At 47.4% G+C, this 12,960-nt stretch carries 11 protein-coding genes; 7 read left to right on the top strand and 4 right to left on the bottom strand.

Features of this window, described 5'->3' with window-relative positions:
* Positions 1-47: 47 nt before the first annotated feature.
* From JWG88_RS13425 to JWG88_RS13410, 4 genes are all read left to right on the top strand, one after another.
* On the top strand, positions 48-407 hold the full coding sequence (locus JWG88_RS13425) for a translation initiation factor Sui1 (protein WP_205234303.1): 360 nt from the start codon (positions 48-50) through the stop codon (positions 405-407).
* Between the two features lie 363 nt (positions 408-770).
* The gene (locus tag JWG88_RS13420) at positions 771-2,345 is read left to right on the top strand and encodes a diguanylate cyclase domain-containing protein (protein WP_205234302.1); all 1,575 of its coding nucleotides are present in this window, start codon (positions 771-773) and stop codon (positions 2,343-2,345) included.
* A gap of 64 nt (positions 2,346-2,409) precedes the next feature.
* Positions 2,410-3,840, top strand: coding sequence for a DUF4139 domain-containing protein (locus tag JWG88_RS13415; RefSeq protein ID WP_205234301.1), 1,431 nt, complete (start codon positions 2,410-2,412; stop codon positions 3,838-3,840).
* A gap of 169 nt (positions 3,841-4,009) precedes the next feature.
* A complete protein-coding gene (locus JWG88_RS13410; RefSeq protein ID WP_205234300.1) occupies positions 4,010-4,999 on the top strand; it encodes a DnaJ C-terminal domain-containing protein in 990 nt (329 codons plus the stop codon).
* Between the two features lie 76 nt (positions 5,000-5,075).
* On the opposite strand, the gene JWG88_RS13405 is transcribed toward JWG88_RS13410, so the two are convergent.
* Complete coding sequence (locus tag JWG88_RS13405) at positions 5,076-6,521, bottom strand: cytochrome c3 family protein (protein WP_205234299.1); 1,446 nt, start codon at positions 6,519-6,521, stop codon at positions 5,076-5,078.
* A gap of 716 nt (positions 6,522-7,237) precedes the next feature.
* On the opposite strand from JWG88_RS13405, the gene JWG88_RS13400 reads away from it, so the two are divergent.
* The 3 genes from JWG88_RS13400 (at position 7,238) to JWG88_RS13390 (ending at position 10,384) form a co-directional block, all read left to right on the top strand.
* Positions 7,238-9,091, top strand: coding sequence for a cytochrome c3 family protein (locus tag JWG88_RS13400; RefSeq protein ID WP_205234298.1), 1,854 nt, complete (start codon positions 7,238-7,240; stop codon positions 9,089-9,091).
* Between the two features lie 61 nt (positions 9,092-9,152).
* Positions 9,153-9,371 (top strand): hypothetical protein, encoded by a 219-nt coding sequence (locus tag JWG88_RS13395; protein ID WP_205234297.1) that lies wholly within the window; start codon positions 9,153-9,155, stop codon positions 9,369-9,371.
* Positions 9,372-9,595: 224 nt separating this feature from the next.
* Positions 9,596-10,384, top strand: coding sequence for an SIR2 family NAD-dependent protein deacylase (locus JWG88_RS13390; RefSeq protein ID WP_205234296.1), 789 nt, complete (start codon positions 9,596-9,598; stop codon positions 10,382-10,384).
* A gap of 12 nt (positions 10,385-10,396) precedes the next feature.
* Here JWG88_RS13390 and JWG88_RS13385 read toward each other — a convergent pair whose 3' ends face one another.
* From JWG88_RS13385 to JWG88_RS13380, 3 genes are all read right to left on the bottom strand, one after another.
* Positions 10,397-11,287: a MinD/ParA family ATP-binding protein gene (locus JWG88_RS13385; RefSeq protein ID WP_205234295.1), complete on the bottom strand. Its 891-nt coding sequence runs from the start codon at positions 11,285-11,287 to the stop codon at positions 10,397-10,399.
* 7 nt (positions 11,288-11,294) lie between these two features.
* On the bottom strand, positions 11,295-11,417 hold the full coding sequence (locus tag JWG88_RS21955) for a hypothetical protein (protein WP_306793104.1): 123 nt from the start codon (positions 11,415-11,417) through the stop codon (positions 11,295-11,297).
* A 183-nt stretch (positions 11,418-11,600) separates the two neighbouring features.
* Positions 11,601-12,959 carry a YihY/virulence factor BrkB family protein gene (locus JWG88_RS13380; RefSeq protein ID WP_205234294.1) on the bottom strand — a complete coding sequence of 453 codons (1,359 nt, stop codon included), beginning with the start codon at positions 12,957-12,959 and terminating at the stop codon, positions 11,601-11,603.
* Position 12,960: the final 1 nt, after the last annotated feature.

Genomic DNA, 12,960 nt, shown 5'->3' with positions numbered 1-12,960 from the left:
GGGGCTAAACCGACATATTTATAATATTAAAGGCATAAAGAGAAGGAATGAAGAAAGCAGAGAAAACAGGAGTAATGTACTCAACAGATGGTGGCAGGATTTGTCCGGGTTGCGGACACCCCATGAAGAAATGCTGCTGCAGCACCATGAAAAGCGGGCCGGCGGGAGATTCCATTATTAGAATAAGCAGGCAGACTAAAGGACGCAAAGGAAGCGGCGTATCTGTTATAACAGGTCTTCCGCTGGCCGGGAAGGAATTGAATAACCTCGCCAAACAGCTGAAAAAGAAATGCGGCTCGGGCGGCACCGTCAAAGAAGGAGTTATAGAGATACAGGGGGATCACAGGATCGTTCTCGCAGATGTTATATCTCAGCTTGGCTACAAGGTTAAACAAGCGGGAGGGTGATATCGAATCCTCAGAAAGACGGCAAAAAAAAAAGATGCTTTTGCAAAGCCTTCAAACGAGCATCAATTTGTCGGCAAGCAGTCAGCTTAACCGGAGCATCGAAACCTGATCGTTAAATCCCCTGCCACACTATAAGTCAGGTTTCGATAACGCGATCTTGAGTCTGTGACTTCTGTCTGGAAAATATCCCGCAAAAATGAAAAAAACAGCCCGGCGGCTCCAGTGCTCATGGCACCCAATGGTACGGATAAGAGCCTGGGTGGTAATTTGAGTATTTTAAAAGTATTTCCTGTTTTACAGGAGCAAATCACTTAACCCAGCAGAGCTGGATTAAAGTATTCAACTCAAAGAGACAGGGTAAGTATGGAGGCCAGCCGGAAATTAACGATTCCCGTCATTGGGCTGATGCTTATAGCTTTGGCGGCAGTGCTGAGTCTGGTATATCTTCTGCATGATCTGGACAAAAAACTGGCCCTGCAGAGAATGGAGATACACGGCGAAAGTGTCAAGATCGCCAATAAAATAGATCGTGAAGCCAGAAATTTCAGGTATCATCTCTTTCTGTATTCGATAAATTCCGGGATGATAGATCTCAATGATGTACGTCGTAGCTTTGAGGTTTTCAGGAGCCGCATTGAGGACATGGACACGGAAAACCTGCTGGAGAAAAACTATCTCCAGTTGGAGGGTGCAGATGAAGCTCTGCGACTATGTGAAAAAATGCTCCCGAATATTGACCGATTATTGTCTCGATTTTTACCCGGAGATAATGAAGGGCGGGATGAAATTCTTGCTCATCTCGATCCCGTCGTACAGAGTTTTTCCGAGGTTGCCGGGAACGCTTCAGAGTCCTATATGCTACTCCATGAGAAAAATCGCCACTCCTTCAAAATTACCGGCAGACTCACTATCTTTTTGGTGTCGGCAATATTTCTCTCCGGCGCGGCTCTCTTTGTCATCATGCTGCGCAACCAATATCGATTAGGCGAGCTGACCCATACTCTTGAAGACAAAGTACAGGAGCGAACCACCGCACTGAAGGGGAGTAATCAAAGCCTGAAGAAGATGTCGCAGGCTATTGAACAGAGCCCGATATCCGTGATAATCTGCAACCTTGAAGGAAACATAGCGTATGTGAACCCGCGGTTTGTCGAGGTAACCGGATATACCTCTGCAGAAGCAGTCGGTCAGAATCCAAAATTTATTCAATCGGGTCTGACTTCCGATCAAACCTATCGGCAAATGTGGCAGGTTGCTCATTCCGGAGGTGTGTGGAAAGGAGAAATATGTAATAAGCGAAAAAACGGAGAACTCTTCTGGGAGCTTGTCTCCTTTTCTCCCATCAAAGATGAGGATGATCGGCCGGTCGGTTATCTGGCAATCAAGGAGGATATCTCACAACAAAAGGTGTATGAAGAGCAGTTGTTGAAGCAGGCAAATTATGATAGCCTGACCGGGTTGCCCAATAGGATGCTGGCTATGGATCGGCTGAAGCACGCGATACTTCAGGGGCATAGGAGAGGAGATGCGGTGGCTCTGCTTTTTGTCGACCTTGATAATTTCAAGCAGATAAATGATACCTTGGGGCACGAATGCGGGGATTATGTTTTGAAAAGAGCCGCGGAGCGATTTCATGGCTGTCTACGGGACTGTGACACGGCAGCACGCTTCGGCGGAGATGAGTTTCTCTTAATTCTCTCTGAACTGCAGGGGCGTGAGGATGTAAAACCTATTGTGAAGAGGGTATTGGATGCCTTTTCCTTGCCATTTGAGGTGGAAGGAAAGCGGTTCCTGGTCACCGCCAGCATAGGAGTGGCCATGTGTCCGGAGGATAGTGTGAGCTCCTCGGAACTTTTGAAAAAAAGCGATAACGCAATGTATCAGGCAAAGAATATGGGTAAAAATAACTATCGTTTTTATGAGAAGGACAGGTTTTGAGGGATGTACTGCTCTTATTTGGAAGAAGGAAATTAGCACATAGGGTCCAATCAGGAGAAAAATTATGTTATGTCGAGTTCTGGTGTATCTGCCCCTCTTTGTAGTATCTCTGTTGTTGTGCGATGCTGCTGCCATGGTAAGCACAAGCGATGATCAGAAGGCACTCAGTTTGACTGTTTATAGCTCCAATCTGGCGCTTATCAGGGATGTGCGCAGGGTTGAGTTGCTTGACGGGGAAAAGAGACTGTCTTTTGAAGGGATAAGCCCAAAGATTCTGCCGGCTACGGCAGTCCTGAAAGGCGAAGGTCTGAATGTAATCGAGCAGAATTATGAATTTGATTTACTCTCTCCGCAGGCATTATTGCAGAAATACGTCGGCAGTGAGGTAACAATTGTCCGGAAGAATGAGAAAACCGGTGAGGAATACCATGTAAAAGCTGTCATCTTAAGCAACGTAAATGGTGTGGTGTTGCAGGTGGAGGATCATATTGAGACGGATATCGACGGCCGTATTCTTTATCCTGGAATTCCCGAGACCTTACGGGATAAACCAACTCTTACAATGTTGCTGGACGGTGATGGGGTAACTCTGGAGCAAGTCGAGCTTTCGTATCTTACTGAGGGCTTGTCGTGGAAAGCCGACTATGTGGCTGAGCTTAACGAGGCCGAGGACAGAGTCGACCTGCAGGGGTGGGTGACTGTGATCAACAACAGCGGTATCGATTACAGAGATGCCGAGCTGCAGCTTATAGCGGGTGAAGTGCATAGAGCGGAGCCGCAAAGGGAGATGATGTCATTTGCTGCCGCCGATATGGCCCAGCCGCGTCGCGCTGAAAACAATAAGGAGATGCGACGCGAATCCATGTTTGAGTATCACCTCTATACCATCGAGCGGATGACCTCGCTTCTGGCTAATCAGTCTAAACAGATATCCCTGCTTCGGGAGAATGGTGTTGTTTCCAAGGAAATGGTGCTGGAGTCTCCTAATCAAAATTATTACTGGTCCAGAATCGGTCAAATAGAAAAAGATGTAGGTGTCGAGATTTTCCTGCAGATCAAAAACGATGCTGAATCGAACTTCGGTTCACCAAAACCAGCCGGAACGGTGAGGGTTTATAAGCAGGATAGTTCCGGTTTTGCGCAGTTCATTGGTGAAGATGGTATCGACCATACACCTGAAAACGAACTCATCGAAATTCAGCTCGGCCGATCCTTTGATGTTACCGCCGATAGAATTCAGACAGATTTTACTATCATTAAGGGCGAAAACGATCAAAGCAGAGTTTTCGAAAGTGGTTACGAAATCACCCTGAAGAATGGAAAGGATCAGCCGGTTGTTGTAAACGTAAAGGAAAATCTTCCCGGTGACTGGGAGATACTGGAAGAAACACTGAGTCACCAGAAAGAAAATGCAACAACCGTATCCTGGAAGGTAAAGGTCGATGCAAAGGATTCAAACATCCTCAGGTATCGGGTTAGATATGTGATGAGATGAAGCACGACTTTGGCAGTTTTTGCCGGAGAGTGCCAGTGATAGCTTAAATAACTAAAAACATGAATTATTTTTAGATGGTAATGTTTTGACAGAACGATGGCGCTGTCTTATTTTTTTTAGGCAACGGGTGGTGATGAAAAAGTAGAAAAACAACCGGGTTCATCTGCTTATGTCGAATTCGCAAGATTATTATAAATTATTAGGTGTTTCCCGCTCGGCCACCAAGGAGGAAATACAAAAGGCTTATCGTAAGCTTGCGAGAAAATACCATCCGGATGTGAATAAGGAAAAAGGTGGGGAGGATCTCTTTAAGAAAATCAATGAGGCTCAAAGCGTTCTATCCGACCCGGAAAAGCGGAAACTCTATGATCGTTACGGAGCCAGATGGCAGGAGGCCGGACGCCAAGCCGAACCATCCGAAGATTGGGCATCACAGAATCAGTGGAGGGAATATGGCGGCGGCTTCAGAGATGCCCAGAGGGGGGATCCTTTTGGTCGAGAAGAATACGAAGATATTTTCTCCAACATATTTGGCGGAAGCCAGCAAAGCAGGGCTTACCGCTCAACGGGAAGGACGGTCGAGGCTGAGCTGGAGGTGAGCCTGGATGAACTCATCCATGGTGCGGCAAAAAACATAAGCTGGAGTTCCATGGAGCGTTCGGGCAGAACACTGCGGCCGGTAGAACATACGGTTCAGTTAAAAATGCCAAGGGGGCTGAAAGACGGATCGGTTATCCGGCTTGCCGGTAAAGGAGAAAAGGGCGTGGGAGGTGGTCCAGCGGGTGATCTGCTTTTGCAGATTAAGGTGCGGCCGGATCCCCGGTTCACGCTGCGGGAGTACGATCTTCTAACGACAGTGCCGGTCTCACCCTGGGAAGCTGTCTTGGGAGCAAAAATTACAGTTGAAACCATCAAAGGCAAGATACATCTCTCCATTCCCAAGGGATGCCGCACCGGCAGGAAATTAAGAGTCAGGGGTAAAGGTTTGCCTCATAAACATGGCGGAGCCGGAGATCTGTTAGTGGTCATAGAGGTCCACGTTCCCAGTGAGCCTACCGAGGAAGAGCGCAAACTTTTTCAGGAACTGCATAAGCATTCCCGCTTTAACCCCAGGGAATCTCTGGGGCAATGGGCCGCCGAAAAAACACAGGCAGAGTAGACAGGAATAAAGAGACTGCCGTGGTGTTCTTCTCTCCCGCGGCAGCCTTGTTTCTTTACGTGTCCATTACAGCTGTTTACTCCGGATAGTCATGACAGAGATCGCAGCTTTGGGATATAGTTTTCCCAAACTCCGTTTCATGCTCCTCATTGTGACAGCGAAAACATCCATATCCTTCATCTTCAAACTGATGGCCAAGGTGTGATTTGTAGGTGCCCCATGTTATATCCATTCTTGGCCAGATATTGCCAAGATAGGACTTGAGAAGATATGCTCCGGAATCAAGAAGAGCCTGGCGATTATCAGTGACAAAATCGGAACCGTTACGCTCAGCCTGTAGTAAGAGCAGGTTTTCTATAATCTGCTCCCTGGCCTCAGCCCTTGAAACGTAGTCTGCCTGCAGTACAGTGATGCTGTCTTCGCGAATACCCTCTATCGACGGTTCAATTTGTTCACTCTGCAATCCAAAGTCCACCGTCTCCTCAAGATTATCGTAGATATGCGCCGGTCGATTATGGCAGTCGATACAGTCCATGGTACGCCACTCCACATCCTGATTTTCCGAGGGTTCCGTGTCACCCCTGGAGAATTCTTCCGTGATCCCCGATGGTCTCGTGACTTTCACCCTGCCTATCTCTGTCCGTTTCTCATTGAGAGATTCATATTCAACTTTGACGTTGTCGGAAACATGCCAGTGGATTCCCTCGAATCTTTCAGTGATGGGATTCCTCCCGCCTATATGCAGCGCGACTTCATCGATCAAGGGATCCTGCTGATCATCATTGGAAAAGCTTACGAATTCCTTTACCATCTTGCCGTGAAACTTCTCAGGCCAGTGGCATTCTTCACAGGTATCACGAGCCGGTCGAAGATGTTCAACGGGTGCCGGAATAGGAGTGTTGTAATCTCCTGTAATAGTAGCATTAACCTGGCGAAGTCCTGATAATTTTGCCTTGACGTACCATTCGGCACCGGAGCCTATATGGCAGGAGACGCAGCCTACTTTAGCATGAGGGGAACGCTGATATGCTGTATATTCGGGCTCCATGACAGAGTGACAGACAACTCCGCAGAAATAGTCCGACTCGGTGAAATGATAGGCCTGATATATTACCAGGGAAAAAATTCCTATATTTACCAAAGAGAGTACGATTACAAGAATGACCATCTGCCGATGTTTTTTCTTGCCGAAGTCAATGATGAGATTTGGTTTGTTAATGCTGTCGCCAAACCATTTCTTGCGGCGGAAATAAGCGGAAACGGGGATGAGCAAAAGACCCAGGACCGCACCTGCGGGAAATACCAGAAAAGTTACTATCGCTGCATAGGCGTTTTCCATCAACCCTGTCGCATGCAGAACCATGCCGAGCAGGGTCAGCAAAAAACAGATGGTGGTCAGGGCAATTCCGATAAGGCCAAGCGGTGTTTGCACGGAAAGACCAAATTTGTCGAGCAGGGGGAGCTCGTCCCGGTATTTTTGCTTTTCCGACTGATCAGGTGATTCAGGTATTTTCTCCGCCATATTTTGTCCTCACTGTATTAATTATCAATTTATGCGTTGACCAACCGGAATACGATGTAATCAATTACACCCGTTTTGTTGAGTAAAAACAGACCAGATACTACCATGTGGCACAATTCATTTCAAAATAAAAATATTATCTAAACTAAAAGTATACCATCGTGCACATATTATGCAAAATCTATGTAATCTCGTCTCAGTAGAAAAACTACATAGATGGACTCGACAGTCTGGATGACTTTTTAGGAGATCATCAACATAACGCGTGTTCGAGATATTTCCAGTTTTGAGCAGTCCGGGTGCCTTCCTGAAATAACAAAGCATTTCCGTAAAGTAACTGATCTTAGTGGTAGCATTTCTCAACGCCTGTCGAATTATACCACTTTTGTGGGGAGGATGGAAAAGCCGAGTTATCTGTTGCCTATGCAATTTTTTTTTCGATTGACTATCACTCTCTGTATAAGTTAATAGGTTGAGGTAACAATGATTTTTGTTGTTCTTCAGCTCTGAGTCAATCTCCATGAACTCGATCGTTTGATGTCCCTTCAGAACTCAGAGCAAGGGGGATGGCTGTTAAGGTGTGGCAGGCGGCGTAGAAAAGTCTTTTCTTTATTTCGGCTGACTTTTTGCAGCTACAATGCTGCTCAAAGAGTGCTTTATTGTGGTTTTCCCGTTTGGAGTGAGTGATTTAAAAAACCTTTCCAAGGAGATTCCCTATGCCTAAGGTTCCGTTCCGTTATGCACTTCTTGCACTTTTGCTCTGGAGTTTGCCTTCCTTTGGGGTCGCCGCTGTTCCAGCCTCGGTCGAAACCTGCCTGATGTGTCACGAAGATGTGGTTTCCGCCGAAGAATTCACAGCTTCTGTTCATGGACCTAATGGCTGTGTCTCCTGCCATGCCGATTTGATTGATGAAGAAGCCCATATGGAAGGCGAACTTATGCCGGAGCCAGTCGAGTGTGTCCGCTGCCATAAGGAAGTAACAGCGCAACACTACGCGAGTGTGCACCAACTCAACGGAATTGATTGTTCAACCTGTCACAGCGATATTCATACCGTGACCCCATGGCAGGGAGACAAGAGCATTGCCGCGGCTAAATGTGGCGAGTGCCATGATGAAATTCTCGAAGTTTACGAAGAATCCGTTCACGGCACGGCGGTTCAGGCGGATAATAGCGATTCCGCCTCCTGTATGGATTGCCACAATCTCCACCTGGTTAAGGGATTCGACGAGCTGGAACACCCTGAGTCCCGGGATTTCCATACCGATGTCTGCCTGAAATGCCATGCCGATGAAGACATGATGGAGCGTAATGGTGTTCCCACCGTTGCCGTTGCTACATATTTGAACAGCTATCATGGAAAGAACTATATGCTTGGTTATCCGGAGCAGGTAGCCGGTTGTTCGGATTGCCACACTTCCCATGCAATTCTGGCCGAGGAAAATCCTGAGTCGAGTTTACATCCTGATAATCTGATAACTACCTGCGGCCAGTGCCATCCCAACTCGTCGGCGCAGTTTGTCAAATTTCATGCCCATGGCGATATGACCAACAGGGAGCAATATCCTATCCTCTACTATACCTATGTCGGCATGACCACCCTGCTGGTTGCCACCTTTGCGGTGTTCTGGATTCATACTCTGCTCTGGATGTTTCGTGGTTTTGTCGAGAATCGGGAGAAAAAACGGTTGCTGGCGACCGGACGGGCACCTGTGATAGCAGGAGCACACAAAATGTATCGCCGCTTTAGGAGCATTCATATATTTCTGCATTTGCTGGTGATCATCAGTTTTCTGCTGCTGGCGTTGACCGGAATCCCCCTCAAGTTCGCGGGACAGGAGTGGGCGCCGCTGCTGATGGGATTTTTTGGTGGGGCTGCCAATGCGGCACTTCTCCACCGGGTCGGGGTAATTATCACCTTCCTTTACTTCTTCAGCGCTCTGGTGATGAGCACTAAATTTCTTTTTAGCGGGCTGCGTTCACCGGCTGAATTCCTGGAGCGGCTTTTCGGACCGGAATCCCTGTTCCCGAATATGCGTGATGTTCGCGACATTTCCGCTATGTTTCGCTGGTTTTTCTTTCTCGGTCCCAAACCCAGCTTTGAGCGTTGGACATATTGGGAAAAATTTGACTTCTTCGCCGTCTTCTGGGGTATGTTCGTTATTGGAGGTTCAGGACTGATGCTCTGGTTTCCAGAGTACTTCGCAACCGTTCTGCCCGGCTGGGCGCTTAATGTGGCAACCATTGTTCATTCGGATGAAGCCCTGTTGGCAACCGGCTTTATCTTTACCATTCATTTTTTCAATACTCATATGCGGCCTGAGAAGTTTCCCATGGATTTTGTCATCTTCAACGGTGAGATAAGTAAGGAGGAGTTTATCGAAGAACGGACGGATCAGTGGAAACGCTACGAAGAAATGGGCATCTTGGATCGATACATCAAAGAAAAGCCAAGCGGAATAGCCTACGATTTCTTTATCAAAGGCTTTGGTTTTCTGGCCCTTTTCGTCGGTATTATCCTGCTTTTGCTGATGTTTTATGCCTTCGTTGCAGGTGGACAACATCTCTAGTGGCCAATGATTATCAGGACTGTCGGCTCGTTCTGTCAGTCCTGAGATTTCAGGGTGGGAAATGGACAAGGTGATTATTTTATCGGCCGTCTCCATCGTCGTTTATATTATTGGAGGACTGGCTGTTTTCAGCGGTATCGGGCTTATCTTTTTTATGAAGACTAAAAACCTGTGGGGATTGGGTGAGGGGGCACCGCTTGGTTATCTGCTGTTCTGTGTCGGCCTGGCACTGTCGGGAATTGGAGTCCTGAGCATGCGCATCCTGCGCAATCGTCATTGATTGAAAAACTCGTAAACAGCACGATACAACGATGTGGCTGGAGATTGAGAGAGAGTCCATCTCGGCAACTTCGATGACTTTTTACGAGATCATCATTTGATTGCTTCATAACAATCATGCGCGAATTAAGGCTGAGCTCTTTTCTGTTTTAGCCCGATTCGCTGAGGATTGAACAAGATATCGTGAGTAAAAGACGCCTGTAACTAAATATCGGTATTCCGTGTATGAAAATAATTACATCTTCAGAGAAGAACTTTTGCGATGAAGCCGTTGACTGTTTCATCAAAGCCAAAAAGGCCGTAGCCTTGACCGGCGCGGGAGTTTCCGTGGAGAGCGGCATTGATGATTTTCGCAGTCCCGGAGGCTTGTGGTCCAGATATCCGCCTGAAGAGTATGGCAGCATCGCCGTTTTTCGACGTAATCCAGAGAAGTCCTGGAAACTTTTCCGGGCTTTGGGCCGGGGTCTTCTCGGGAAAAAGCCCAATCACGCCCATCTGGTCCTGTCGGATCTGGAAAGAAAAGGTTTTCTTCGCGGTGTTATAACCCAGAATATAGATAATCTCCATCAGGAAAGCGGTAGCGAAAATGTTCTGGAGATTCATGGGAATCACCGTTATCTCCAGTGCCTCAACTGCGGTGATACCAGTAAGCCTGCGGCATCATTGCTGGAGGACAACAGTCTGCCGCGCTGCCGGTGGTGTGGGCATATTCTAAAACCCGATGTGGTGCTCTTCGGAGAAGACGTGCGTTGCTATGAAGAAATCAATGACCTTCTTCATCATTGCGATCTGCTCATGGTGATTGGAACTTCTGCACAGGTTTACCCCGCCGCGGCTCTGCCGGAGCAGGTCAAGCTTTCAGGAGGCATGATCTATGAGTTCAATATCGTCAAAACTGCCCTGACCAATGTGCAAGGGAATGGTAGTGCACATAGTGACTATTTCTTTCAGGGCGGTGCCGCTTCGATGCTGCGCCATTTTCGAAAGCGGCTCGAGGCTTTGACCGGGCAGTGACGTCAGCCGCTGTTACTTCTTGCAGAGATCGATAATTTTTGTCAATTTCTGCCATATTACCAGAAGCGCCAGCGAGGCGTCGGCTTTCGGAGAATATTCGCAGATCGGCATATAGGCCTGGAGGGATTCACCCACAAGTGCATCGGCGGGAATCTCACCCAGTTCAGGAAGATAGATTCCCAGATATTTCGAGGCCATTTTTTTTAATTTCAAACTGTTGAGCTTGGAGCCCGGGACGACTTTATTGATAATGAGAAGAGGATGGAATGACTGGAGTTCATCCTGGATTTTCCCGCGGGAACCTTCCTCTATTTCCTCCGCCAGCTCAAATACTTCCGTGATTGTCTGGAAATTGTGCTGCTTCAGGGTTTTGCTGACCTCACTCTGGGAGAGAAAACTGGTGAGGGCTTTGCGCAGAGTGGCCAGTTGGATAAACCTGTAAAAATCCATAATTGCCGTGGGTTCCGGCATGGTAATGCAGATCTGCAGATCGGCCGCCATAAAAAAATCAAGGGAGTGGTAATTTGTTCCCGCACCGACATCTATCAGAACAATATCGGCATCAATTGCCTTTATTCCTCTAAGCAGTCTCATTTTCTCCTGATAACTCATGTTGGCGCTCTGCAGGGTATCTCCCGTGCCGGGTATGAGCTTGAGATCGTAAAAGGCATCGAGGCAATAAGCAACATCATTTAAGTTGTCGACTTTGCGGGTGAGAAAGTCGGTTAGGCTGTATTGTGGTTCAAAAAGACCGAAGAATATATGCGCGTTTGCCCCGCCGACATCAAGATCGACCACACATACGCGTCTGCCTTCCCTGGCGAGCAGCAAGGCCAGATTTGCCAGAACCATGCTTTTCCCCGTGCCGCCTTTTCCGGAACCAACTGAAACAGTAATTGCCATAGGTTTTTTATCCCTGCCCGTCCCTGTAGCCAAAGATGATGATCTCGTAAAAAAAACCATCGAAGTGGCCGAGATGGACTCCGCGATAAGCACCCATACGGGCATAAATTCCGACTTCGAGAAAGCTCAATATCTCTGGTGTTATAACTGAAATGGCGATTTAGCAGTACATACGCATACGGTAGTGTTATCACCGTTTCAGATCTACAACGACGAAGGTCGAAATTTTTACGAGTCCATCAAAGATGAATAATATTCTTAAATGATCTGTCCTACAGTATTTTCGGCTTGAACAGGCAGAAAGTTAAGCAATTTACATCTTTTTCGCTTCCTCGTTTCCGGGAGCTCCTGCGGCCGAATTTGCCGCATTCTCCAATATTCTGCAGCTTTTTCTGCCACCCTCTGTCTCACTGTAGGTAGTACCGATGATCGCTTTGATGATCCTGCGCTGATCAAGCTTTTCTCTGGGGATGGAAGGTCTGATAGAGGAATTGTCTGCGGCTGTGTGCAGAAGATTGTTCTTCTTGAGCTGGTCCAGAATATCCTGCACCAGGGTGAGATCATGCATCGGATATCGTTTGGAAAAAAGTTCTACGGAGACGGATTTTCCCTCATCAAAGCTGTCATAGGCATAGTCGAGAAGATCAAAAGCCACCGCAAGCTTCAGGCTCGGCTGAGTTTGGAGATCTACTAATCGCAGGACATCCTTGTTTTGATAGGCAAAGGCAATTTGAGCGCCTAAGAGAATAAAAATCCAGCCGAAATAGATCCACATCAGAAAGAGGGGCAGGGTAGCAAAAGAGCCATAAATGGCGTTGTATTTGGAAACACCGATCTGCAGGCTCATATAAAGATTCTGTACTTCAAACCAGAAAAATCCGGCAAACAGGGCTCCGATAACGGCAGGTATGGTTTTTACCTTGGTATTGGGAAAAAAGAGGTAAATAACATAGAGGGTCAGGGCAAGAAAAAATATGGGTATCAGGTTGAGAATGATGGCCTGGATCCAGTCCATAGGCATCAAAATTGAGAATTTGATGAGAAGAGACTCGTTCATCAGTACGGCACTGGCTGCCAGACCAATGTTCATGGAGATAGGCATGAGGACGATCAGGGCGAGGTAGTCGGATATTTTCCGCATCACCGATCGACCGCTCTCCACATGCCAGATGGCATTCATGGCCATCTCGATGTTGCCCAGAACCAAAACAACGCTTAACAGTATTCCCGCAACTCCAACCGTGCCCAGAGTGGTAAAATTTGTTCTTTCTACATAGTCGAAGATCCGGTCAACGGCGGAGTAGAGGTGTTGGGTAAGGCTTGATTCCAGCATTTCAATGTCCTGCGATATACCCTGTTCAGGATCGAGATGGGATGTCGGCTGGTCTCTCTCGAGCGTTCTCACATAACTGTAGATAACTTCTTTCAGTTGATCGGTTCCTCCGAGTCCTTTGACCACGGCAGTGCTCATGGCAAGTATGGGTACCAGTGAGAGCATGACGGTAAAGGTAAGTGCCGCCGCTCTGAGGGCAAGCTCGTTTCTCTTGAATTCCTGGAGAGTTATGAGAAAAATACGGCAGAAAGTGTGAATAACTCTATAGTGCAGAGATTTTTTGTCGGGTACTTTATCCGCCCAAATGATCAATCGGGATGGTGAGAATTTTGATACCATG

Origin of the sequence: Desulfopila inferna, from assembly GCF_016919005.1 — a bacterium.
Lineage (GTDB): Bacteria > Desulfobacterota > Desulfobulbia > Desulfobulbales > Desulfocapsaceae > Desulfopila_A > Desulfopila_A inferna.
Note: the sequence above shows the minus strand (reverse complement) of the source record. Positions and strands in the feature narration are given on the sequence as shown.

Excerpts from the sequence above, each read along its gene's own strand:
- JWG88_RS13425 (WP_205234303.1), top strand. The coding sequence starts at position 48 with ATGAAGAAAGCAGAGAAAACAGGAGTAATGTACTCAACAGATGGTGGC.
- JWG88_RS13420 (WP_205234302.1), top strand. The coding sequence starts at position 771 with ATGGAGGCCAGCCGGAAATTAACGATTCCCGTCATTGGGCTGATGCTT.
- JWG88_RS13415 (WP_205234301.1), top strand. The coding sequence starts at position 2,410 with ATGTTATGTCGAGTTCTGGTGTATCTGCCCCTCTTTGTAGTATCTCTG.
- JWG88_RS13410 (WP_205234300.1), top strand. The coding sequence starts at position 4,010 with ATGTCGAATTCGCAAGATTATTATAAATTATTAGGTGTTTCCCGCTCG.
- JWG88_RS13405 (WP_205234299.1), bottom strand. The coding sequence starts at position 6,521 with ATGGCGGAGAAAATACCTGAATCACCTGATCAGTCGGAAAAGCAAAAA.
- JWG88_RS13400 (WP_205234298.1), top strand. The coding sequence starts at position 7,238 with ATGCCTAAGGTTCCGTTCCGTTATGCACTTCTTGCACTTTTGCTCTGG.
- JWG88_RS13395 (WP_205234297.1), top strand. The coding sequence starts at position 9,153 with ATGGACAAGGTGATTATTTTATCGGCCGTCTCCATCGTCGTTTATATT.
- JWG88_RS13390 (WP_205234296.1), top strand. The coding sequence starts at position 9,596 with ATGAAAATAATTACATCTTCAGAGAAGAACTTTTGCGATGAAGCCGTT.
- JWG88_RS13385 (WP_205234295.1), bottom strand. The coding sequence starts at position 11,287 with ATGGCAATTACTGTTTCAGTTGGTTCCGGAAAAGGCGGCACGGGGAAA.
- JWG88_RS13380 (WP_205234294.1), bottom strand. The coding sequence starts at position 12,959 with ATGGTATCAAAATTCTCACCATCCCGATTGATCATTTGGGCGGATAAA.